Source organism: Streptomyces sp. MS191 (assembly GCF_008042125.1).
Taxonomy (GTDB): domain Bacteria; phylum Actinomycetota; class Actinomycetes; order Streptomycetales; family Streptomycetaceae; genus Streptomyces.
On the sequence record NZ_RDBI01000066.1, the window covers coordinates 437387 to 460911 of the forward strand.

Consider the following 23525-nt stretch of genomic DNA (forward strand, 5'->3'; position numbering starts at 1 on the left):
CGCGCCGCGGAGGGACGGTGCCCTCAGCGCGGTGCCGTCACCGGCGGCCGAGACCCCGGTCGACCGCGGTGATCAGCTCGCCGTCCGGGGTGTCCCCGTCCAGCGACCAGAACATCGCTCCGCCCAGCCCCCTGGCCCGCACGTACGCCGACTTGGCGCGCAGTACCTGCGGGTCGTCGTACGTCCACAGGGTGGTCCCGTCGAACAGCCACGCGTGGCCGTTCCTCCGGTCGCGGTGCACCGTGAACCGGCCGGAGTCCGCGAGCCGCTCGAGGGCCTCGTAGTCCTCGGAGCCGGCCGCCCAGGTGCCCGCGGCCGGGCCCGTCGCCGGCTGTCCGAGGCCGTCGCCGCCGCCGGTGACCCCGGTCCAGCCCTGCCCGTAGAAGGGCATGCCGACCACGAGCTTGTGGGCCGGCGCGCCGCGCCGCAGCCAGTCGCCGACGGTCTGGTCGACGCTGAAGTCGTTCTTCGCGAACAGCGCGGACTGCTGGGCGGTGGTCGTCTCCCAGGAGCCGTGGAAGTCGTAGCCCTGGAGGTTGACGAAGTCGAAGTCGCGCATGATCTTGCGGACCTCGAAGCCCGCGTCGATCTTGGCGGGTGCGGTGGGGACGAACGCCGACAGCTCGTAGTGCTTCCGCTGGCCCTTCCGGGTCTTCGCGTAGTCATCGAGCTGGGTACGGAACTCCCGCACCAGAGCGGTGAAGTTCTGCTTGTCCTCCGGGCGGAAGACCGTGTCGACGTCGCCGGCCGAGCCGGGCCACTCCCAGTCGATGTCGATGCCGTCGAAGAGTCCGGCCGCGGCCCCGGCGCCGCCGCGGGCGCCGTCGACGGGCAGGTCGCCCTTGATGTAGAGGTCGATGCAGGAGGAGACGAACGCCTTGCGGGAGGCCGGGGTGCGGGCCGCGTCCGAGAAGTGGGTGGACCAGCTCCAACCGCCCAGCGAGATCATGACCTTGAGGCCGGGGTGCTTGGCCTTGAGCTCGCGCAGCTGGTTGAAGTTGCCGGCCAGCGGCTGGTCGGCGGTGTCGGCCACGGCGTCCACGGATCCCGCGGCGTCCAGCGGGCGGACGTAGTCGGCCCAGGCGTCGGCCTCGCCGGGCACGTTGCCGGTGAAGCACTTGCCGTCCGGACCCACGTTGCCGAAGGCGTAGTTGATGTGGCTGAGCTTGGCCGCGGTACCGCTGGTGTCGAGGTCCTTGACCTGGAAGTTCCGTCCGTAGACGCCCCATTGGGTGAAGTAGCCGACGCGCTTGTACCCGGACTTGTCCGGTACGGGGTGGTGGGCGGGGGCGCTCGCGCCGGCCGCGGGGGAGAGCGCGGCGAGCAGGCCGAGCGAGGCGGCGGCGATCGTCAGCCGGGAGAGGGTTCTGCGACGCATGAGGCTCGTTTCCTGTGCGTGTGCCGGAAGGGAGCGGTGCTCACAGGAAAGTATTGGTCTGGACCATTGAGGTCAAGGGGTCTGCGGCCATACCTGCGGTAAGCGCAGGCGTAAAGGCAAATCATCACTTCGAGTGAAACTCTGGCCCATGCTTGCGGGCGGACACCGAGGGTTGTCACTCTGTAGCTGTCCGTCAACCTGAGGGGAGTGTCCTGTGACGTTCGGTGAGCAGCCCGCTTATCTGCGGGTGGCGAGCGATCTCCGGGAGAAGATCGCCAACGGCTCGCTTCCCCCGCATACCCGGCTTCCCTCGCAGGCACGCATCCGCGAGGAGTACGGGGTCTCGGACACCGTCGCACTGGAGGCCCGCAAGGTGCTGATGGCCGAGGGCCTGGTGGAGGGCCGCTCGGGTTCGGGGACGTACGTGCGGGAGCGGCCGGTGCCGCGCCGGATCGCCCGCTCCGGGAACCGGCCGCCGTCCGGCGCCAATCCCTTCCGGCAGGAGCAGGCGCTCGACGGGGCGCGCGGCACCTGGGAGTCGCGCAGCGAGCAGGAGGCGGCGAGCGCGGCGGTGGCCGAGCGGCTCGGCATCGAGCCCGGGGAGCGGGTGATGCGCACGCGGTACGTGTACCGGGACGGGGGAGAGCCGATGATGCTCTCCACGTCCTGGGAACCGCTCTCGGTCACCGGCCGGACGCCCGTGATGCTGCCCGAGGAGGGGCCGCTCGGCGGATGCGGGGTCGTCGAGCGGATGGCCGCGATCGACGTCGTCGTCGACAACGTGGCGGAGCAGGTCGGCGCACGCCCGGGGCTGGCGGAGGAGCTCCTGGCTCTGGGCGGGGTGCCCGGCCACGTGGTGATGGTGGTCGAGCGGACGTACTACGCCTCGGGGCGGGCGGTGGAGACCGCCGACGTCGTCGTCCCGGCCGACCGCTACCGGATCGCGTACCACCTGCCCGTGCGGTGACGGGCGGGACCTCGGTCCGCCGGTGGCGGTGAAGGCCCGAGGCCGCGGCTCCCGCCGGGGCTCCGCGGGAGCCGCCCGCCCGCGGCGACCGCTGGGCGGACGGCGCCGTCCGAGGCCCGTGACGCCGAGTTAACGGCGTCCCGGCGGCCGTAACCGCGAGGCAATCGCCCGCTGTGACGAACCGTCACGCCCGGCTCCTACCTTCCGAGTCCGTATCCGCAACCCGGTCGGACGACAGGAGCCCCCATGACGGACACGGTCGCGCGCGACACCACCCCCGTGCCCACTCCACCGCCCCGTCGCAGCTACGCCAGGCTGGCCGCCGACGAGAGCCGCGAGGACTACTCGCTGCGGTACGCCCCGCACGCGTTCCGGCGCTGGTCCCCCTCGACGGTGGCGGGCACCGCCCTCGGCGGCATCGCGTATCTCGCCGACTTCGCCATCGGTGCCTCGATCGTCTTCACCTACGGCTTCACCAGCGGCCTCGCCTCGATCCTCACCGCCGCGGTGATCATCTTCCTCACCGGCATCCCCATCGCCCGGGCCTGCGCCACCTACGGCCTGGACATGGACCTGATCACCCGGGGAGCCGGCTTCGGCTACTTCGGCTCGACCCTCACCTCGCTCATCTACGCCTCCTTCACCTTCATCTTCTTCGCGCTCGAAGGCTCGATCATGGCCCAGGCCATGCATCAGGCCGTGGGGCTGCCCGTCGAGATCGGCTACCTGGTCACCACCCTGATCGTGATCCCGATCGTCTTCCGGGGCATGGGCGCCCTCGCCAAGGTGCAGGCGTGGACCCAGCCCGTCTGGATCGTCGGCATGGTGCTGCCCTTCGTGGTCCTCGCCTTCGAGGCGCCGGACGCCTGGGGCGTCTTCGGCTCCTTCGGCGGCACGGAGGGCGCCGGGTCGGGGTTCTCGTGGATCGGGTTCGGCCTCGGTACGGGCGTCGCCCTCTCGCTCATCGCCCAGATCGGCGAGCAGGCCGACTACCTGCGCTTCATGCCGGCGAAGACCGAGGCCAACAAGCGGCGGTGGAACCTCGCCGTGCTCGCCGCCGGACCCGGCTGGGTCGTCATCGGCGCGGCCAAGCAGCTCGGCGGCGCCTTCCTCGCCTTCGTCGCCCTCGAGGCCGTCGGCAAGACGCACGCCCTGGAGCCGATCGCCCCGCAGATCGAGGCGCTTCGGCCCTGGCTGGGCTCGCTGGCACTGCCCGCGGCGGCCCTCTTCGTGATCGTCTCGCAGATCAAGATCAACGTGACCAACGCCTACAGCGGCTCGCTGTCCTGGTCCAACTTCTTCTCCCGCGTGACCCACCGTCATCCCGGCCGGGTCTGGTACATCTTCCTCAACCTCGTCATCGCGCTGACGCTGATGGAGATGAACATGTTCGCGGCCCTGGGCAAGCTGCTCGGGTTCTACTCCAACGTCGGCATCGCCTGGATCGCCGCCGTCGCCGCCGACCTCGTCATCAACAAGCGGGCCGGCTGGAGCCCGCCGTACATCGAGTTCAAGCGCGCCTACCTGTATGCCGTGAACCCGGCCGGCTTCGGCGCCATGACGATCGCCTCGACCGTCTCGATCCTCGCCTTCTTCGGGCTCTTCGGCGCCTACGCGGAGGCGTTCTCGACCTTCATCGCGGCCGGTCTCGCGCTGGTCCTGTGCCCGCTGATCGCCTGGGCCACGAAGGGCCGGTACTACCTGGCCCGCCCGAACCCCGTGTGGGGGCCCGAACGGGCGGCCGGCGGCACCGGCGGCGGGACGGACGCCGACGCCCCGGACGTGACGGCCACTCATGTCTGCGCGGTCTGCGAGACGGCGTACGAGCTCCCGGACATCGCCGACTGCCCGGTGTGGTCGGGGCCGATCTGCTCCCTCTGCTGCTCCCTGGACGCCGAGTGCGGCGACGTCTGCCGCAAGGACCCCGAGGCGGCCGGTCCGGTCCTGATGCCGGTGCCGACCGTGCCCAAGGCGCCGCCCGGGGCGTGACGTTCGGCCTCCCTCCGTCGGTTCCCGGCCGGATCCGTACCTCTTTGTGAAAACCCGTAACCGCTGTGTAAAGGTCAGGCGTAAGGTCGGGCATATGCAGACTGCGGTTTCCTGGAGATCGTTAGAGACGGCCTGCCCGGCGGAGGGGGATGCCCGATGACCGACAACGGCCCTGTCCTTCCCTGGCTGGTCATACGGCAGGACGACAACGGCAACCGCTATCGCGTCGGACGGTACGCGACCAGGGACGAGGCCCAGAAGGTCGCCGACAGCCTCGACGACCGCGGACACAAGCAGCTCTACTGGGTGGAGCGCATCGGCCAGCCGGCCGTCTGACGCCCGCGGGCCGCGCCTCGCCGTCCCGGGCGGGGGCGGCCAGTACCTGGGTTCCGTCCGTCCGGCCAGGACCTAAGCTCGTGCCCATGACCGATCGCAGTACCGGCCGCGTCGTCGTGGTCGCGGGAGCCGTGTACGACCGGGGGCGGCTGCTGGCCGCGCGCCGTAGCGCCCCCGCCGACCTGGCGGGCCGCTGGGAGCTGCCCGGCGGCAAGCTGGAGCCGGGCGAGAGCGCCCGGGAGGCCCTCGTCCGCGAGCTGCGCGAGGAGCTGGGCGTCGAGACGGAGCCCGGCGAGCGCATCCCCGGCGAGTGGCCGCTGAAGCCCGGCTACGTCCTCCAGGTGTGGACCGCCCGGCTGCTCTCCGGCGAACCGCGCCCGCTGGAGGACCACGACGAGCTGCGCTGGCTGGCCCGCCACGAGCTGGACACCGTGGACTGGCTGGACCAGGACCGGCCCGCCGTGGCCGAGGCCGCCCGGTGGCTGCCCGCCCTTCCGGCGGACGGCGTCCACGGCTGATCCCGGACGGACCCGGGGGTGCCCGCCGGGCCGCACCCCGCTCGGTCGGCGGGGGTGCCCCTACGCCGATCGTGCCACCGTGCACCCGCTCCCGTGCGGGGCGCGATATCGCGCCCCGAATATCGGGTATGTCCTGATTGACCCCCGAAACGGACGTGGGCCTTCCTTCTGGTGACGGCTGGGGAAGTGATCGGGTGTGATCGACACCGAAGACGACTGCGTCGAATGGAGTTTCCCGGCGGAGGCCGATGCCGTACGCACCGCACGCCACGCCGTACGGGACGCCCTGCGGACCTGGAAGATCGACACGGCCGTCGGTGACGTCACGGTCCTGCTGGTGAGCGAGCTGGTCACGAACTCGCTGCGCCACGCCTCGGGCCCCATCGGCGTCCGTCTGGTCCGCCTCCATCCCGACGGCGACGACCCCGCCCGCCACCCCGGTCTCCTGGTGGAGATCTCCGATCCTCTTCCGGATCCGCCCACCGAGCGTCCCGCCGGTCCCGAGGACGAAGGAGGACGCGGACTCCAGCTGGTGGCCTGTTCTGCGCGCCGCTGGGGTACCCGCAGAGGAAGGACGGGCAAGACAGTGTGGTTCGAGCTGGCCTTGCCTGGTGAGTAACTAGGGGAAGGGACGATCATTGGGGACCCGGCTCAAAACGAACGAGACCACCCTGTGATCGTGAACGTCGTGCCGTCCGGGGCCGTAGTGCTGAATACTGCGGTCATGGCCGGTCCGGTGCGGTGAGCTGGAGGGGACGGTCGCGTGAGCGAGATACCTGAGACGGCGAGCGGCGTCATGTGGCAGAGCAGCCCGCCCGGCTCGATCTATGACTACATCCGGGTCGCCTCCTTCTCGATAGGGCCCGACGGGCTCGTCGACCAATGGAGCCGACGGGCGGCCGATCTCTTCGGCGTGCCCGCCGAGGAGGCGATGGGCAAGGATCCCGTCGAGGCCTTCATGCCCTCCGACCTGCGCGAGCGTGGCCGCCGCCGGGTCTCGGAGATCCTCGACGGCAAGGAGTGGACGGGCCTCGTCCCCTTCCGTATCCCCGGGCAGAGCCGCCCGCAGGGGATCGCCGAGATGTACGTCATGCCGAGCGAGACGCCCTCCGGGGAGCGGGCCGCGCTGTGCATCGTGGTCGACGTCCGGGCCCTGCGGCACATCGAGACCGACCTGGCCGCCTCGCAGGCGATTTTCGGCCAATCCCCCTTCGGTTTCCTGCTCTTCGGCACCGACCTCACGGTGACGCGCGCCAACCAGCGCTTCGCCACCGTCTTCGGCGGCTCGGCCGACGACCACCGCGGCCGTACCGTGCACGACTACCTCTCCCGGCCCGAGGCCGACCGGATGACGGACGCCCTCCGGCGCGTCCTGGAGACCGGCGAGTCCGTCACCGAACTGCAGATCGTCGGCGCCGCGCCCGGCTCCGCCGACCGCCGCCACTGGTCGATCAACCTCTACCGCGTCCACAGCGGCTCCGGCCGCCCCATCGGCGTCGCCGGGCTCGGCATCGACGTGACCCGCCGCCACAACGCGGCCCGCGAGGCGGCCAGCGCCCGGCGCAACCTGGCCCTCCTCAACGAGGCGGGTGCCCGCATCGGCAACTCCCTCGACCTGGAGGCCACCGCCCGCGAGCTCCTCGACGTCGCGGTCCCCGGCTTCTGCGACCTCGCCTCCGTCGACCTGTACCAGGGGCTCCTGACCGGCGACGAGGCCCCGCCCGGCCGCTGGGGCGGCTCCCACGACGTCGGCTACGGGGGCAGTGCCGAACTGCGCCGGGTCGCCATCGCCAGCGCCGTGTCCGACACACCGCTGCGCACCGACCAGAACGCCGACGGCGGCTGTTGCGGCACCGGCCCCGTCGACGTCGGTTCCGTCCACCGCTACCCGTTCAACTCGCCCTGCGCCGGGGCCCTGCGCACCGGCCGGGTGCGGACCGTGCCGGGCGGCGAGGGCAGCCTCGTCCAGTCCACCCTCGTCGTCCCGATGGTCGCCCACGACGTCGTCGTCGGACTCGTCCAGTTCTCCCGCACCAAGGGCAGCGAGCCCTTCGGGGAGCGGGACCGGGCCCTCGCCGTCGAACTGGCCGCCCGGGCCGCGGTCTGCATCGACAACGCCCGCCTCTACCGGCGGGAGCACGAGCGGGCCCTCATCCTCCAGCGCAGCCTGCTGCCGCCCGGCGACCCCGAGGCCGCCGGCCTGGACATCGCCTGCCGCTACCTGCCGGGCACCACGACCACCGAGGTCGGCGGCGACTGGTTCGACGTCATCGAACTCCCCGGCCACCGCACCGCCCTCGTCATCGGCGACGTCATGGGCCGCGGCCTGCGCGCCGCGGTGGCCATGGGCGAACTCCGCACCGCGGTGCGGACCCTGGCGCAGCTCGACCTGGAGCCCGCCGAGGTCCTCTCGCACCTCGACGAGATCGCCCGCGGTCTCGGCGCCCCCGCGGGCGCCCAGCAGAGCGCCCGCGCGCACAAGGCCCGCGGTCCCGAACTCTCCGAGGTCTACCTCGCCACCTGCGTCTACGCGGTCTACGACCCGGTCACCCGGCGCTGCACCTTCGCCAACGCGGGACACCTGCCGCCGGTCCTGGTCGTCCCCGGCGAGGAGGCCGAGCTGCTCGACGTGCCCCCGGGGATGCCGCTCGGGGTCGGCGGCGAACCCTTCGAGGAGGTCGAGGTCGAGCTGCCCGAGGGCGCGCTCCTCGCCCTCTACACCGACGGGCTCGTCGAGTCACGCGACCATCCGCTCGACGAGGGCCTGAGCGCCTTCCGCAACGCCCTCACCGACCCCGCCGAGCTGGGGCCCGCCTACGGCGGCGAACCCTCGGCGCACTCGCTCGAGGACGTCTGCGACCACGTCCTGGCCACCCTCGACACCCGGCACGGCGAGGACGACATCGCCCTGCTGATGGCGCGGATCCAGGGCCTGCCGAGCGAGGCGGTGGGGGACTGGCGGCTGCCGAGGGAACCCCGCTCGGTCGGCCGGGCCCGCGAGCTGGCCCGCGCCCAGCTCACCGCCTGGGACCTCGAAGCGCTGGTGGACACCGTCGAGCTGCTCGTCAGCGAGCTGGTCACCAACGCCCTGCGCTACGGCGAGGGCGAGATCCGGCTGCGGCTCCTGCGCGACCGGACACTGGTCTGCGAGGTCTGGGACGCCGGCCTGGTCCAGCCCCGGCGCCGCCGGGCCCGGGACACCGACGAGGGCGGGCGCGGACTGCAGCTCGTGGGACTGCTCAGCGAGGCCTGGGGGTCGCGCCGTACCCCGCGCGGCAAGACCGTCTGGTTCGAACTGCCCCTGCCGGACGGCGAGGGCGTCGCGGAGCCGACCGTGGAGCAGCTGCTGAGCATGTTCTGACCGATCGGCCGGCCGCCGGCACCCGCCGCCGGTCCGCCGCCGTCCCGCCGGCCGCTCGCCGCGCCCGGCGGGACCGGCCGGGACGGGGACCCTGCGGACGGCCCTCAGCCCTTGAGCGCGGCGAGCCGGGCCTCGATCTCCGCGCTGTCGCCGAGGGCGTCCAGCTGCTCGAACTGGGCGTCCAGCGAGGAGGCGGCCAGCTCCTGCTTGCCCATCGCCTTCGCCTCCTCGCGCCGCACCTTGTCCTCGAAGCGGCTCAGCTCGCTCGTCGGATCGAGCACGTCGATGCTCTTCACCGCGTCCATCATGCGGTTCTGCGCCTCGGCGGACTTCGACCGGGCGACCAGCTCGTCGCGCTTCGCCCGCAGCTCGCCGAGCTTGACCTTCATCCGGTCGAGACCGGTGCGGAGCTTGTCCACGACCTCGGTCTGCGCGGCGATGGTCGGCTCGGCCGTCCTGGCCTCCTTCTCGGACTGGAGCTGCCGGCCCAGCGCCACCTTCGCCAGGTTGTCGAAGCGGTCCGCCTCGGCGGTCTGCCCGCCCGTCCGCAGCCCGTCCGCCTTCCTGCTGGCAGCCAGGGCCTTCTCGCCCCATTCCCGGGCCGCGTCCACGTCCTCCCGGTGGTCCTGCTCCATCAGGCGCAGGTTGCCGATGGTCGTGGCCACCGCCTCCTCGGCCTCCGCGATGTTGCTCGTGTAGTCGCGGATCAGCTGGTCCAGCATCTTCTGCGGATCCTCGGCCTGGTCCAGGAGGGCGTTGATGTTGGCCTTGGCGAGCTGGGTGACACGGCCGAGGATCGTCTGCTTCGTCATGGTCTTCTCCTTGAACGCACGGATGACAGCTCGGGTGGCCACCCACGACCGCCGGTACGGCTACTCCGCCGACCCCGGCTCCCCGCTCACCCAGACCCCTCGCCGAGGCCGTGGGCCGGCTGCCGCACGCACCGAGGCGGTGGACCGGCGGGCGCAGGAGCTCGCCGAGGCCGTGGGCCGGCTGCCGCACGCGCTCGCCGAGACCGAGGCCCGTCCTGCTCGGCCAGGTCCTGCGCCCGCCGGGCCAGCCCGTCGGCCTGCTGCGCCTCGGCCAGCGCGCTCTGCGGGTCCTCGTCGGCGAGCAGCCGCGCCTTCTCCAGCCGGCGCTGGGCCTCGGCCAGCCGGGTCCGGGCCTCGCTGCCGACCGCGCCGCGGTGCGTGGCGACGTAGTCGCCGGCCGCACCGATCGCCGAACGGGCCGTCAGCATCGCCTGGTCGAGCAGCGCGCGGGCCCGGCGGGTGCCCGAGGCGCTTTCGCGTGCCCCCTCCAGCGCCTCGTCGAGGGCGGTGTCGACCTCCTCGATCCGGCGCAGGGCGTCGAGCGGGTCGTAGCGGCCGGCGTCCACGGTGCGGCGGACGTCGGCGGAGACGGACTCCGCCCGGGCGATCCGGCCCTGGAGGTCGGCGGTCGGTACGTCCTCGGCCGTGCCCGCCAGCAGGCCGCGGGCCTCGGCGAGGTCGGCCTCGGTCTCGGCGAGCGCGTGCGGCAGCCGGCCCACGGCCTCGGCGAGCTCCTGCGCCCGCCGGTCCACCGCCTCGGTGAGCCGGGCCGCCTGGTCGACGGCACCCTCGGCGGCGCGGACGTGCACGGCCGCGAGGCCGTTCTCACCCGCCTCGACCGCCTGCCGGGCCCGCTCCAGGTTCGCCGTGGCGAAGACGAGCCGGTCCTTGGCCTGCTCGACGTCGCTCGCGACCGGGGAGGCCGCCGACTCGGCGTACCGCTCGCGCATCGCCGCCAGCGCCGCCTGCGCGGTGTCGACGCGCCCGGTCTGTTCGAGGGCCGCGCTCTCGGCAGCGGCGAGGGCCGCGGGGGCGTTGCGCTCCAGTGCCCGCAGGCGGTCGAAGTCCTCCGACTCGGCGTCCAGGCGGGCGTTCGCCCGTCCGCAGCGCGCGACGATCTCGTCGAGCATGGCGCGGCGGGTCGCGTCGTCCTCGGGGAAGGCGTCGTCGAGCTGCTGCCGGAGCCGGAAGGAGGCCGTCAGCTCGCCCTTGGCGAAGGCCACGGCCTCGGTGAACGGCCGCACCGCCTCCTCGCCGAACTGGGCGGTCGCGAAGCCGAGTTCCTCGTCGCTGGTGCGGACGGCGTCGTCGGTGGCGACCAGTGCCGTGCGGGCCAGCCGGTCCAGCTCGCGCAGGCCCATCGGGGCCGGCTCCTTCGGCGGGCCCCAGGTCTGCCCGCCCGGCGGGGGCGTGGGGGGCGCTGCGCGCCGTCGGCGGCGCAGGTAGGCGTAGGCGGCCACGGCCCCCGCTCCGCCGACCAGCACGATCGGGAGCACGAGGTCCGTCGCCGAGGTGCCGTCGTCGGCCGAGCCGCCCGGGTCGGCGGGGCCGGGCGTGACGGCGGTCGCGGGGATCGGGCGGCCGCCGAGTACGGCGTCGAAGCCGTCCGCCGCGCCGATCGCCGCCCCGGCCCAGTCGTTCTGCCGCAGTGCCGGTTCGATCGCGGTCCGCGCCACGTCGTCGAGCTGGGTCTGGGTGAGCGGGGAGCCGGGGTCGGCGGAGTAGCCGTACCGGCGGTCGTGGGTGGCCACCGCCAGGAGGACGTCGTCCGTGCCGAGGCCGTTGCGGTCGGCGGTGGCGTCGGACCAGCTCTGGGGGGAGCGTCCGGAGAAGTCCCGTACGTAGACGACGAAGAGCTGGAGCCGCCGGTTGTCGTAGAGCCGGTCCAGGGCCCGGGCGACCTCGCCGCGCCGGTCGCCCAGCGCGTCCACCGTGTCGGTGATCTGCCCGTCGCGGGACAGTACGACGGGGTCGTCGGCGCGGGCGCCGTGCGCGGCGGGTACGACCAGCCACCACGCCGCCACCAGCACCGCGAGGAGGGCTCGGGTGGCTGTTCGCGTCACAGGGGGAGGTTATGTCCCGGTATCGGGCGGCGCACCCGGACCGGAACCGTCCGGTCCCGTTCGGCGTCCCTGCCCATGGCCGTCCCGGGGGCGGTGATCGGCATCGGACGGGGGCGGACATGGGGGCACGGATGAGCACGCGGGACCGGCTGCGCGGTCGGTGGCGGCGGGGGCGCTGGGTCGTGCTCGGCCTCGTGCTCCTGCTGGTCCTGCCGCCGGTGTCCGGCGCGCTCGCGCTGCGGCTGAACTACACGGGCGACCTTCGGGAGGGCACGCAGTCGCGGGGCAGGGACGCGGTCTGGCTGGGGCACGCCTGGGTCGACGGCCGCAAGAAGGACGCCGACCTCGCGGCCTTCGCGGCCCGGATCAAGGGCACCGGGATACGGGACCTCTACGTCCACACGGGTCCGCTGGAGCACGACGGGACGCTGCCCGCCGACCGGTACCCGCGGGCGAAGTGGCTGATCGAGAACGTGCACCGGACGATGCCCGGCATCCGGGTGCAGGCCTGGCTCGGCGACGTGCTGGCCACCGAGGGCCCCGACGGGCTGAGGCTGGAGGACGCGGCCTCGCGCCGGGCCGTGGTGGGCTCCGCCCGGCAGGTCCTGGACGCCGGCTTCGACGGGGTGCACTTCGACCTGGAGCCGCTGCACTCGGACGACGCGCACTACCTCTCGCTCCTGGACGACCTCGGCGCGCTGACCGGGCCCCGCGGGGCGCAGCTCTCGGTGGCCGCGCACCAGATCGACCCGCTGCCGGCCGCGCACTCCGTGCTGGGCGCGATGAGCGGCAGCGAGAAGTGGTGGTCGCAGGAGTTCTTCGGGCAGGTCGCCCGGCGGGTCGACCAGATCGCCGTGATGTCGTACGACACCTGGATGCCGCTGGAGGGGATGTACGGCGGATACGTCGCCCAGCAGACCAGCCTGGCCCTGGAGGTCACCCCCGAGGACACCGACCTGCTGATGGGCCTGCCCTTCTTCCACGAGGACGACCTCGGGCACCACGAGTCCGCGGAGACGGTCGAGGCCGCCGTCCGCGGCACCCGGCTGGGCCTCGGGCGCACGGACGCCGACCGGGCCCGCTTCGGCGTGGCGCTCTACGTCGACTTCGCGGCGGAGGAGGGCGACTGGGCGGCCTACCGCGCGGGCTGGCACTGACGCCGCCGCCCGCGCCGCGCCGGCCCGGGCGCCTCCCCGCGCCCGGGTGTCCGGTGCCCGGGGCGGCCCCGGGCACCGGCTACGTCTTCCGCCGGCCGATCCTGCTCCCGAGCCACACCAGCGGGTCGTACTTCCGGTCCACGGCGCGCTCCTTCAGGGGGATCAGCGCGTTGTCGGTGATCCTGATGCCCTCCGGGCACACCTCCGTGCAGCACTTGGTGATGTTGCAGTAGCCCAGCCCGTGTTCGTCCTGCGCGGTCCGCCGGCGGTCCAGTCCCGCCTCCTGCGCCGCGTCCAGCGGGTGCATGTCCAGCTCCGCCACCCGCATCAGGAAGCGGGGACCGGCGAACGCCGTCTTGTTCTCCTCGTGGTCGCGGACCACATGGCAGGTGTCCTGGCACAGGAAGCACTCGATGCACTTGCGGAACTCCTGCGAGCGTTCCACGTCCCTCTGCTGCATCCGGTACTCGCCCGGCGCCACGCCCTCGGGAGGGACGAAGGCCGGGACCTCCCGGGCCTTCGCGTAGTTGAAGGACACGTCCGTCACCAGGTCCCGGACGACGGGGAAGGCCCGCAGCGGAGTCACGGTGAGGGTCTCCGACGGGTCGAAGACGGACATCCGGGTCATGCACATCAGCCGCGGCCGGCCGTTGATCTCGGCCGAGCACGAACCGCACTTGCCCGCCTTGCAGTTCCAGCGCACGGCGAGATCCGGCGCCTGGGTGGCCTGCAGCCGGTGGATGATGTCGAGCACGACCTCGCCCTCGTTCACCTCCACCTTGTAGTCGGTCAGCTCCCCGCCGCCGACGTCGCCCCGCCACACCCGGAACCTGGCGTCATAGCTGCTCATGTGTCGAGCTCCTCCTCGGCGAGGTACTTGACCAGCTCCTCCTTCTCGAAGAGGGCGAGCAGGTCCGGACGGACGGGCTCCGTGCGGGTCCGTGCCAGCGCGACCGCCGCCGCGCCGGAACCGTCGTCGTCCACCGCGCGGCACAGCAGGTTCACCGGGCGCCATTCCCGCTCCATCGACGGGCAGTCCTCCCGGGTGTGCCCGCCGCGGCTCTCCGTGCGCTCCAGCGCCGCCCGGGCCACGCACTCGCTGACCAGCAGCATGTTCCGCAGGTCCAGGGCCAGGTGCCAGCCCGGGTTGAACTGCCGGTGCCCCTCGACCCCGGCCCGCCGGGCCCGGGCTCGCAGCAGGGCGATCCGTTCCAGGGCCTCGGCCATCTCGCCCTCCCGCCGGATGATGCCGACCAGGTCGTTCATCGTCTGCTGGAGTTCCTGATGGAGGGTGTACGGGTTCTCGGCGGGCCCCTGTCCGCCGTCGTCGGCCGCCGCCGCCCCGAACGGTGCCAGCGCCGCGGCGGCCGCCGCGTCCACCTCGGCCTCCGAGACGGCCGCGCGTCCGGTCTCCGCCGCGTGCGCGGCGGCGTGCAGCCCGGCCCGCCGGCCGAACACCAGCAGGTCGGACAGCGAGTTGCCGCCCAGCCGGTTGGAGCCGTGCATCCCGCCGGCCACCTCGCCGGCCGCGAAGAGCCCCGGCACGCCGACCGCGGCCGCCGAGTCGGAGTCGACCGCGACACCGCCCATCACGTAGTGGCAGGTCGGCCCGACCTCCATCGCCTCCGCGGTGATGTCCACGTCCGCCAGCTCCTTGAACTGGTGGTACATCGACGGGAGCCGGCGCCTGATCACCTCCGCCGGCATCCGGGTGGACACGTCGAGGTACACGCCGCCGTGCGGGGAGCCGCGACCCGCCTTGACCTCGGAGTTGATGGCCCGGGCCACCTCGTCGCGCGGCAGCAGTTCGGGCGGGCGCCGGTTGCCGTCCGGGTCCTCGTACCAGCGGTCGCCCTCCTCCTCCGACTGCGCGTACTTCTCCTTGAAGACGTCGGGGACGTAGTCGAACATGAAGCGCCGGCCCTCGGAGTTGCGCAGCACACCCCCGTCGCCCCGCACCGACTCGGTGACGAGGATGCCCTTCACCGACGGCGGCCAGACCATCCCCGTCGGATGGAACTGCACGAACTCCATGTTCACCAGCGGCGCGCCCGCCAGCAGCGCCAGGGCGTGCCCGTCGCCGGTGTACTCCCACGAGTTCGAGGTGACCTTGAAGGACTTGCCGATCCCGCCGGTGGCCAGCACCACCGACGGCGCCGCCAGGACGAAGAAGCGTCCGGTCTCGCGCTCGTAGCAGAACGTCCCGGCCACCCGGCCCGAGTCGTCCTTGAGGATGCGGGTGACCGTGCACTCCTGGAGGATCCGCAGCCGGGACTCGTAGTCCCCGGTCTTCTCGAAGTCCCGCTGCTGCAGGGCGACCACCTTCTGCTGGAGCGTGCGGATCAGCTCCAGCCCCGTCCGGTCGCCGACGTGCGCGAGCCGGGGGTACTCGTGGCCGCCGAAGTTGCGCTGGGAGATCCGGCCGTCCGGGGTGCGGTCGAAGAGCGCCCCCCAGGTCTCCAGCTCCCACACCCGCTCGGGGGCCTCGCGCGCGTGGAGCTCGGCCATCCGCCACTGGTTGAGGAACTTGCCGCCCCGCATGGTGTCGCGGAAGTGGACCTGCCAGTTGTCGTGCGGGTTGGCGTTGGCCATGGAGGCGGCGATGCCGCCCTCCGCCATGACCGTGTGCGCCTTGCCGAAGAGGGACTTGCAGACGACGGCGGTACGGGCGCCCCGCTCGCGCGCCTCGATCGCGGCGCGCAGTCCGGCGCCGCCGGCGCCGACCACGACCACGTCCCACTCCTGCCGTGCGACCTGTGCCATGTCAGAAGATCCTCGGGTCGTCGAAGGTGCCGGTGGCGAGCAGGAAGACGTACAGGTCGCACAGGGCGACGCTGATCAGCGAGGCCCAGGCGAGCTGCATGTGCCGGGCGTTCAGCCGTCCCGCCCAGGTCCACAGGCGATAGCGCACCGGGTGCCGCGAGAAGTGCCGCAGCCGCCCGCCGACGATGTGCCGGCAGGAGTGGCAGGACAGCGTGTAGGCCCAGATCAGCACGGTGTTGGCGAGGAACACGAGCGTTCCCAGGCCCGCGTGGCCCCAGGCGTACGAGGCGTCGCGGAAGGTCAGCACCGTGTCGTAGGTGAGGATCGCGGCGACGGGCACGGCCGCGTAGAAGAAGTACCGGTGGGCGTTCTGCAGGATCAGCGGGAAGCGGGTCTCGCCGGTGTACGCGCGGTGCGGCTCGGCCACCGCGCAGGCCGGCGGGGAGGCCCAGAAGCTGCGGTAGTACGCCTTCCGGTAGTAGTAGCAGGTGAGACGGAAGCCGAGCGGGAAGACCAGGATGATCAGGGCGGGGGAGAGGGTCCACCAGCTGCCGAGGATCTCCCAGTTCGGCCCGCCCCTCATCGGCACGCAGTTCTCCGCCAGACAGGGCGAGTAGAACGGCGAGACGTAGGGGGCGGCGTAGTAGTCGGCGGCGGCGAAGGCCCGCCAGGTCGAGTAGACGACGAAGGCGAGCAGCCCGGCGGCGGTGCCGGCCGGCGCGAGCCACCAGCGGTCGGTGCGCAGATGGCGGGCGCCCACCGCCGCGCGGCCGGGGGAGTGCACGCCGGTGGCGGGCTGCCGGCCCGCGTCCAGTGCGGGCGGTTCGGTTCCGGTGGCCACGGTGTCCCCTCCCTAGGGTGCGTGCCGGTCGCGCGCTCCGAGGCCCTCGTCGTCGACGTCCGTCCACAGCTCGCTGCGGTAGGGGGTGTCGGGGATGGAGACGAGTTCCTCGGCGCGTCCGGGGCGGGCCGCGGCGCGCCCTGCCGTGCTCCCGGGGGGTCCGTCCCGCTCGGTGTCGATGCGCCGTTCCAGTTGTCCGACCGTGCGGACCAGGTCGTCGAGGCAGCGCTTCACGGCCGCCAGATCGTCGTGCAGGGACATGGATGGCCCTCACTTCCGCGATAGCGGGTGGCACACACGCGCCTGAGAGTGTCGCGCGTCACATCACGCGTTGGGAAGGCGTGTGCACGGATCGTCTCCGCGGAGGGCGGTTGGGCCGCACGAGTGGGGTTTGCCGGCCGCGCCGCCGTGTCGGCGCGGCCGCGTCCGATCCGTCCCTTTCAGTGGATGAGTCATAGGTGTGATCATCTCCAAATGGAATAAAACTGGACGAAGGGGTACAAGTCATGTCCCAGGTCGCCGCCCCTCGCGGGAGGACATGCTCCAGGAGCCCCCGCTCCCGCACGCTCCGCTCCGTCGCCACCCTCACCAGTGCGGTGCTCGCCGTGTCCGTCCTGGCCGGCTGCAGCTCCGACGACGAGGGCGAGCAGGCCGCGGCCGCCGCGCAGGACAACGCTCCCGCCGCCCGCGACAAGGTCGCCGACGGCGGCACCATGCGCTGGGCGGTCGACGCGCTGCCGACGACGCTCAACGCCTTCCAGGCCGACGCCGACGGCGCCACCAACCGGGTCGCGGGGGCGGTGCTGCCCTCCCTCTACACGCTGGACGCGCGGGGCCGCCCGCAGCGCAACGCGGACTACCTGGAGTCCGCGAAGGTCGTGGAGACCGAGCCCAAGCAGGTCGTCCTCTACAAGCTCAACCAGCAGGCGGTCTGGAGCGACGGGCGCGAGATCGGCGCCCCCGACTTCGTCGCGCAGTGGCGCGCCCTGAGCGGCCGGGACACCGCCTACTGGACGGCCCGCAACTCCGGCTACGAGCGGATCGAGCGGATCGAGCGCGGCAAGGACGACCTGGAGGTGCGGGTCACCTTCGGCAAGCCGTACGCCGACTGGCAGTCCCTCTTCACCCCGCTGTACCCGAAGGAGGTGATGGGCTCCCCGAGCAGCTTCAACGACGGGGCGCGCAGCGCGCTGAAGGCGACCGCGGGGCCCTTCGAGCTCAAGGGGATCGACCGCAAGAGCGGCGAGATCACGCTGGTCCGCAGCTCCCGCTGGTGGGGGCAGCCCGCCAAGCTGGACACGCTCCGGCTGAAGGCCGTGCCGCGGGCCGAGCGGGTGGCGGCGTTGTCCGCCGGCAGCCTGGACCTGGCCGAGATCGACCGGGCCGCCGCCGACCGCATCGCCTTGGCGGCCCGCGACGCCCGTTCCGGCGCGAACGGCGGGCAGGTGCTCACCCATGGTCCGGGCGCCGGGATCACCCCCGCCGCGGCGCTCCGGTCCTGGGCGCTGGCCCACGGCTCCGACGAGGCGCAGGCGGAGGTCGTCAAGGCCGCCCGCGAGAAGAACCAGCAGGCCATCGCGCAGTACGCGAGCGAGCAGAGCGCGCTGGGCAAGTTCGTGGTGCGCAAGTCCCTCGAGCCGGCGTACACCCAGCTCTCGCTGAACGGCGAGTCCGGGCCGCTCGCGGACGAGCGGGTGCGGCGGGCGGTGGCCCGTGCCCTGAACCGGCAGGAGCTGGCCGAGGCCGTCCTCAAGCCGCTCGGCCTGCCCGCCAGGCCGCCGGGCAGCCACCTGGCCCTCGCCGGGCAGGCGGCGTACGCGGACAGCAGTGACGCGCTGGGCGACCAGGACACGAAGGAGGCCCGCGCGCTGCTCTCGGACGCCGGCTGGGTGCCGGGTGGCGCGAACAAGAAGCCCGCCGGGACGAAGGCCGGCAGTGAGTCGGTGGAGAAGGCACCCGAGAAGAAGGCCGCCGAGGGCGGGGCGGGGAAGCCCGAGGCCGCGAAGCCCGGGTCCGCGCAGTGGCAGGCCGACGTGGCCTCGAACGAGGGCCTCTACATCGTGGGCGACGACAAGCCGGGCGGCTCGGCCACCGTGCCCGCCGACGGCAAGGCCGGGGAGTCCGCGCGCGGCGTGGGCGGCCCGGAGAACGGCACCAGCGTCCTCGCCCCGGCGCCCGCCGCGGCGCTCCAGAGCGTCGCCGTGCTCCGCCAGGCCGAGTCCCTCGACACCGGCACGACCCCCGGCGCGGAGGCCAAGGGCCAGCCCGCCGGCCGCCCGGACAACGGGGTCGCCGGCGCCTACGCCCCGCTCGGCACCGCGGCCCCGGCCGCGCCCGCGGCGGCCTCCCAGGCGCTCGGCAAGGACGGCAAGGCGCTCGACCTCCGCTTCGTCCTGCCGTCGGGTCCGGGTTCGGAGTCCCTGCGGGCGGTCGGCGACAAGATCGTCCGGATGCTCGACGCGGTCGGCATCCGCACCACGGTCACCAAGGTCGCGGACGAGAGCTTCTTCAAGGACCACGTCGCCTCCGGCGACTACGACCTGGCCCTCTACTCCTGGCCGGCCTCGGCCTTCCCGGCGACCGACGCCCGGCCGATCTTCGCCAAGCCCGAGCCCGCCTCGGACGGCTCCCTGCTGGTCGAACAGAACTACGCGCGGGTCGGCACCGACCGGATCGATCAGTTGTTCGACCAGGCGGTCGCCACGCTGGACGAGGAGGAGTCCCGCGAGCTGGTCCGCCAGGCCGACGCCCGGATCTGGGCCGCAGCAGGATCGATTCCCCTCTATCAGCGCCCCCAGCTGGTCGCCGCCCGGCCCGAGCTCCTGAACGCCGGCGCCTGGGGCTTCGCGGCCCCGCGCTACCAGGACATCGGGTGGAAGAAGCCCGCGTCCGCCCATGGCGCGGAACGCAACACCAACAAATGACCGAAAGCCCCGAAAGGGCTGGTCACAACCTCAGATCACGCTCAAGTTCCTTGCCCGCCGGTGATCCCGGCGGGCAGGATCACGTCCGGCCCCCTTGACCCGGCCCATGTTCGGCACCCCAGTGCAATCCCGCACCACCCGTACCACCTGAGTACCCCGTGCCACCCCCGCAGAGGCGACCCCGAAACCTCTGAGTAAACCCTCTCGAATCCGGGCGGGGAAGCCCCTTGCGCGGCAGCCCCGTACCATGGGAGACAGCCGTGGCGCGTCCGCCCGGCGGGCGTAAGAGGAACTGACGCCGCATCCCACGATCCGAGAGAAGCGCAAGCACCCATGCCCACGCGCCACGACATCCGTAACGTCGCCATCGTCGCCCACGTCGACCATGGCAAGACGACCATCGTCGACGCCATGCTCAAGCAGGCCGGTGCCTTCGCCGCCCACCAGCACCTCGACGACCGCATGATGGACTCGAACGACCTGGAGCGTGAGAAGGGCATCACGATCCTCGCCAAGAACACGGCGGTGAAGTACCACCCCAAGGACGGCGGGGCCCCGATCACGATCAACATCATCGACACCCCCGGCCACGCCGACTTCGGTGGCGAGGTCGAGCGCGGTCTGTCGATGGTGGACGCGGTCGTCCTGCTGGTCGACGCCTCCGAGGGTCCGCTGCCGCAGACCCGGTTCGTGCTGCGCAAGGCGCTTCAGGCCCGGATGCCCGTCATCCTCTGCATCAACAAGACGGACCGCCCGGACTCCCGGATCGACGAGGTCGTCAACGAGACCTACGACCTCTTCCTCGACCTGGACGCCGACGAGGACCAGATCGAGTTCCCGATCGTCTACGCCTGCGGCCGTGACGGCATCGCCTCGCTGACCAAGCCGGAGGACGGCACCGTCCCGGCCGACAGCGAGAACCTGGAGCCGTTCTTCTCCACCATCCTGGAGCACGTCCCGGCCCCGACGTACGAGGAGGAGGCGCCGCTCCAGGCGCACGTCACCAACCTCGACGCCGACAACTTCCTCGGCCGTATCGCGCTCCTCCGCGTCGAGCAGGGCGAGCTCCGCAAGGGCCAGACGGTCGCGTGGATCAAGCGGGACGGCACGATCTCCAACGTCCGCATCACCGAGCTGATGATGACCGAGGCGCTCACCCGCAAGCCGGCCGAGGTCGCCGGCCCCGGTGACATCTGCGCCGTCGCCGGTATCCCCGACATCATGATCGGCGAGACGCTGGCCGACCCGGAGAACCCGATCGCGCTGCCGCTGATCACGGTCGACCAGCCCGCGATCTCCATGACCATCGGCACCAACACCTCGCCGCTCGTCGGCCGCGGTGGCACGGGCAAGGGCGCGGACGCCAAGGCCGCCGTCAAGCAGCGCAAGGTCACCGCCCGCCAGGTCAAGGACCGTCTGGACCGCGAGCTCATCGGTAACGTCTCGCTCCGCGTCCTCGACACCGAGCGTCCGGACGCCTGGGAGGTCCAGGGCCGTGGTGAGCTCGCGCTCGCCATCCTGGTCGAGCAGATGCGCCGCGAGGGCTTCGAGCTGACCATCGGCAAGCCGCAGGTCGTCACCAAGGAGGTCGACGGCAAGGTCCACGAGCCGGTCGAGCGTCTGACGGTCGACGTGCCCGAGGAGCACATGGGTGCGGTCACGCAGCTCATGGGCGTCCGCAAGGGCCGCATGGACAACATGTCCAACCACGGCTCCGGCTGGGTCCGCATGGAGTTCGTCGTTCCGTCCCGTGGCCTGATCGGCTTCCGCACGGAGTTCCTGACCAACACCCGCGGTACGGGCATCGCCCACTCGATCCACGAGGGCCACGAGCCCTGGTTCGGCACCCTGCAGACCCGCAACAACGGCTCCCTGGTCGCCGACCGCGCCGGCGCCGTCACCGCCTTCGCGATGACGAACCTGCAGGAGCGCGGCGTGCTGTTCACCGACCCCGGCACCGAGGTGTACGAGGGCATGATCGTCGGCGAGAACTCCCGCTCCGACGACATGGACGTGAACATCACCAAGGAGAAGAAGCTCACCAACATGCGCTCCTCCTCGGCCGACTCCTTCGAGGCGATCGTCCCGCCGCGGAAGCTCTCCCTGGAGCAGTCCCTGGAGTTCTGCCGCGACGACGAGTGCGTCGAGGTCACCCCGGAGGCCGTGCGTATCCGCAAGGTCGTCCTGGACCAGAACGCGCGCGGCCGCACGGCCTCGCGCGCCAAGAACGGCTGAGGCACGCCGTGAACGGCCGGCTGTGACCTTCACGGCACCCGGCTGACACGGCATCAGACGAAGGCCCGGACCCCCGCAGACACTGTGGGGGTCCGGGCCTTTCGTCAACTCCATTAGGTGGGCACCCTGTCCGGATATCGGTCGTCGCTCTCCGGAACGTGTGTTAACGGTCCGTTTCGGGGGTGTCTGTCTGTGATCGCTTTGTCCGGATTTCGGTCTCCAGGCCCCTGGTGATGTTGTCAAAACGAGACCACTTAAGTGTGGTTTACAGCCCGGACGTACTTAATAGTTGGCTCCATTGAGCTCGGGTCAATGGGTCACGCACTGTGGGGAGTGCCGACTCACGAGCACACTCGGGGCACTTGAGTCCAACGCCGTCAGGGGTGTCGGCAGAACTCGAAGTGCCCCTCTTGTAGTGACAAGTGGACTCATGAGGAGGAACCCATGCGCGGTGCCAAGAGCGCCAAGTGGGTAGTGGGCGCGATCGTCGTCGCCCTGGCAGCGACCGCCTGTGGCGGGGGTAAGAGCGACGGCGGCAGCGACGCCAAGGGCGCTGTTGACCCGAACGGGATCTTCTCGATCGAGCTCGGTGAGCCGGAGAAGCCCCTGTACACCGGTGACACGATGGAGTCGAACGGCTCCGCGGTCATGGCCGGTCTGTTCTCGACCCTGGTCGACTACAAGGCCGACGGCTCGCTTGAGATGATCAACGCCGAGTCGGTCACCACCACTGACTCGAAGACGTGGACGGTCAAGCTCAAGAAGGGCTGGAAGTTCCACGACGGCACCCCGGTGACCTCGAAGTCCTACGTGGACGCGTGGAACTGGAACGCCAACATCAACAACGCCCAGGGTCTGTCTTCCTGGTTCGCGGACATCAAGGGCTTCGACGCCGTGCACCCGGAGGCGGAGGGCGCCAAGCCCACCGCCGACAAGCTCGAGGGTCTGAAGATCGTCGACGACAGCACCTTCACCATCGAGCTGAAGAACGTCGTCCCGTACTTCGGTCACAAGCTGGCGTACATCGTCTTCGCGCCGCTGCCCGACTCCTTCTACAAGGACACGAAGGGCGCCGGTCAGAAGCCGGTCGGCAACGGTCCCTACAAGTTCGAGTCGTGGGACCACAAGAAGCAGATCAAGATCGTCCGTTACGACGACTACCAGGGCCCGAACAAGGCGAAGAACGGCGGTGTGGTCTTCAAGAACTACACCACCCTCGAGGCCGCGTACGAGGACCTGAAGTCCGGCAACGTCGACGTCCTGCGTCAGATCGGCCCGAAGGACCTCCCGGTCTACCGCGCCGACCTCGGCGACCGTGCCGTGGACCAGCCGTACTCCGCGATCCAGACGCTGGCCATCGCCTTCTACGCCGACAAGTGGTCGAAGCCGAAGAAGGTCGACCCGAAGGTCATCCAGGGTCTGTCGATGGCGATCGACCGTGCCACCATCACCAAGACGGTGCTGCAGGGTACGCGTGAGCCGGCGACCGGCTGGGTCGCCAAGGGCGTCCTGGGCTTCCAGGAGAACGCCGCGGGCGACGTCACCAAGTTCGACCCCGCGAAGGCCAAGGAGCTCATCAAGGCCGGCGGCGGTGTCCCGAACAACGAGATCTCCATCCAGTTCAACGCGGATGGCGGTCACAAGGAGTGGGTCGACGCGGTCTGCAACAGCATCACGCAGGCGACCGGCGTCAAGTGCGTCGGCGACAGCAAGCCGGACTTCCAGGCCGACCTGACCGCTCGTAAGAGCAAGCAGGTCAAGGCCATCTACCGGTCCGGCTGGGTGCTCGACTACCCCGTCAACGCCAACTTCATCAGCGACCTGTTCCGCACCACGGCTGCGGGCAACCAGGGTGGCTTCGGCAACAAGGAGCTGGACGCGAAGATCGCGGCCGCCGACTCCGCGCCGACGCTCGACGAGTCGGTCAAGCAGTTCCAGGTCATCGAGAAGGACCTGGTCAACTACATGCCGTCCATCCCGCTCTGGTACTACAAGGTCAACGCGGGCTACTCGGAGAAGGTCTCCGGCGTTCAGTACGGCCAGGACGGCGACCCGATCCTGACCGGCGTCGAGGTCAAGAAGTAACCACCCAAGCGTAGTCCGCACGCCGACGCGGGGCTGACGGATCGTCAGCCCCGCCCGGTGCCTTACGCAGTGGCCGGGGGGCCCTTCCATGACATT

At 71.7% G+C, this 23525-nt stretch carries 17 protein-coding genes; 10 read left to right on the forward strand and 7 right to left on the reverse strand.

The window, feature by feature from the left end:
- Window positions 1-37 precede the first annotated feature (37 nt).
- Window positions 38-1378 carry a glycoside hydrolase family 18 protein gene (locus tag EAO71_RS30600; RefSeq protein WP_147981035.1) on the reverse strand — a complete coding sequence of 447 codons (1341 nt, stop codon included), beginning with the start codon at window positions 1376-1378 and terminating at the stop codon, window positions 38-40.
- 214 nt (window positions 1379-1592) lie between these two features.
- On the opposite strand from EAO71_RS30600, the gene EAO71_RS30605 reads away from it, so the two are divergent.
- The 6 genes from EAO71_RS30605 (at window position 1593) to EAO71_RS30630 (ending at window position 8549) form a co-directional block, all read left to right on the forward strand.
- Window positions 1593-2345: a GntR family transcriptional regulator gene (locus tag EAO71_RS30605; protein ID WP_147981036.1), complete on the forward strand. Its 753-nt coding sequence runs from the start codon at window positions 1593-1595 to the stop codon at window positions 2343-2345.
- A 246-nt stretch (window positions 2346-2591) separates the two neighbouring features.
- Window positions 2592-4334, forward strand: coding sequence for a purine-cytosine permease family protein (locus EAO71_RS30610; RefSeq protein ID WP_147981037.1), 1743 nt, complete (start codon window positions 2592-2594; stop codon window positions 4332-4334).
- Between the two features lie 156 nt (window positions 4335-4490).
- Window positions 4491-4670 carry an SPOR domain-containing protein gene (locus EAO71_RS30615; protein ID WP_147981038.1) on the forward strand — a complete coding sequence of 60 codons (180 nt, stop codon included), beginning with the start codon at window positions 4491-4493 and terminating at the stop codon, window positions 4668-4670.
- Between the two features lie 86 nt (window positions 4671-4756).
- Entirely contained in the window at window positions 4757-5188 is a 432-nt protein-coding gene (locus EAO71_RS30620) for a (deoxy)nucleoside triphosphate pyrophosphohydrolase (RefSeq protein WP_147981039.1), read from the forward strand.
- A gap of 196 nt (window positions 5189-5384) precedes the next feature.
- On the forward strand, window positions 5385-5807 hold the full coding sequence (locus EAO71_RS30625; protein ID WP_147981040.1) for an ATP-binding protein: 423 nt from the start codon (window positions 5385-5387) through the stop codon (window positions 5805-5807).
- A gap of 177 nt (window positions 5808-5984) precedes the next feature.
- Window positions 5985-8549, forward strand: a complete 2565-nt coding sequence (locus tag EAO71_RS30630) for a SpoIIE family protein phosphatase (protein ID WP_187282907.1) — start codon at window positions 5985-5987, stop codon at window positions 8547-8549.
- A gap of 104 nt (window positions 8550-8653) precedes the next feature.
- Here EAO71_RS30630 and EAO71_RS30635 read toward each other — a convergent pair whose 3' ends face one another.
- A complete protein-coding gene (locus EAO71_RS30635) occupies window positions 8654-9361 on the reverse strand; it encodes a PspA/IM30 family protein (RefSeq protein WP_147981042.1) in 708 nt (235 codons plus the stop codon).
- Between the two features lie 86 nt (window positions 9362-9447).
- Window positions 9448-11424 carry a TPM domain-containing protein gene (locus EAO71_RS30640; protein WP_147981043.1) on the reverse strand — a complete coding sequence of 659 codons (1977 nt, stop codon included), beginning with the start codon at window positions 11422-11424 and terminating at the stop codon, window positions 9448-9450.
- A gap of 131 nt (window positions 11425-11555) precedes the next feature.
- On the opposite strand from EAO71_RS30640, the gene EAO71_RS30645 reads away from it, so the two are divergent.
- Window positions 11556-12581, forward strand: coding sequence for a glycoside hydrolase family 18 protein (locus EAO71_RS30645; RefSeq protein ID WP_147981044.1), 1026 nt, complete (start codon window positions 11556-11558; stop codon window positions 12579-12581).
- A gap of 79 nt (window positions 12582-12660) precedes the next feature.
- Here EAO71_RS30645 and EAO71_RS30650 read toward each other — a convergent pair whose 3' ends face one another.
- Genes EAO71_RS30650 through EAO71_RS30665 form a run of 4 tightly spaced genes read right to left on the reverse strand, consistent with a single transcriptional unit; the run spans window position 12661 to window position 16446 of the window.
- A complete protein-coding gene (locus EAO71_RS30650) occupies window positions 12661-13431 on the reverse strand; it encodes a succinate dehydrogenase/fumarate reductase iron-sulfur subunit (RefSeq protein ID WP_147981045.1) in 771 nt (256 codons plus the stop codon).
- Window positions 13428-15344 (reverse strand): fumarate reductase/succinate dehydrogenase flavoprotein subunit, encoded by a 1917-nt coding sequence (locus EAO71_RS30655; protein WP_147981046.1) that lies wholly within the window; start codon window positions 15342-15344, stop codon window positions 13428-13430. Before EAO71_RS30655 ends, EAO71_RS30650 begins: the two co-directional genes overlap by 4 nt.
- A gap of 1 nt (window position 15345) precedes the next feature.
- On the reverse strand, window positions 15346-16185 hold the full coding sequence (locus tag EAO71_RS30660) for a hypothetical protein (RefSeq protein ID WP_147981047.1): 840 nt from the start codon (window positions 16183-16185) through the stop codon (window positions 15346-15348).
- Between the two features lie 12 nt (window positions 16186-16197).
- Complete coding sequence (locus EAO71_RS30665) at window positions 16198-16446, reverse strand: hypothetical protein (RefSeq protein ID WP_147981048.1); 249 nt, start codon at window positions 16444-16446, stop codon at window positions 16198-16200.
- A gap of 245 nt (window positions 16447-16691) precedes the next feature.
- Here EAO71_RS30665 and EAO71_RS30670 point away from each other — a divergent pair, with 245 nt between their 5' ends.
- The 3 genes from EAO71_RS30670 to EAO71_RS30680 all read left to right on the forward strand — a co-directional run bounded on the left by EAO71_RS30670 (window position 16692) and on the right by EAO71_RS30680 (window position 23429).
- A complete protein-coding gene (locus EAO71_RS30670) occupies window positions 16692-19109 on the forward strand; it encodes an ABC transporter substrate-binding protein (protein WP_147981049.1) in 2418 nt (805 codons plus the stop codon).
- 333 nt (window positions 19110-19442) lie between these two features.
- Window positions 19443-21344: a translational GTPase TypA gene (gene typA, locus EAO71_RS30675; RefSeq protein WP_147981050.1), complete on the forward strand. Its 1902-nt coding sequence runs from the start codon at window positions 19443-19445 to the stop codon at window positions 21342-21344.
- 444 nt (window positions 21345-21788) lie between these two features.
- Entirely contained in the window at window positions 21789-23429 is a 1641-nt protein-coding gene (locus EAO71_RS30680) for a peptide ABC transporter substrate-binding protein (protein ID WP_147981051.1), read from the forward strand.
- The last annotated feature ends 96 nt before the right edge of the window (window positions 23430-23525 follow it).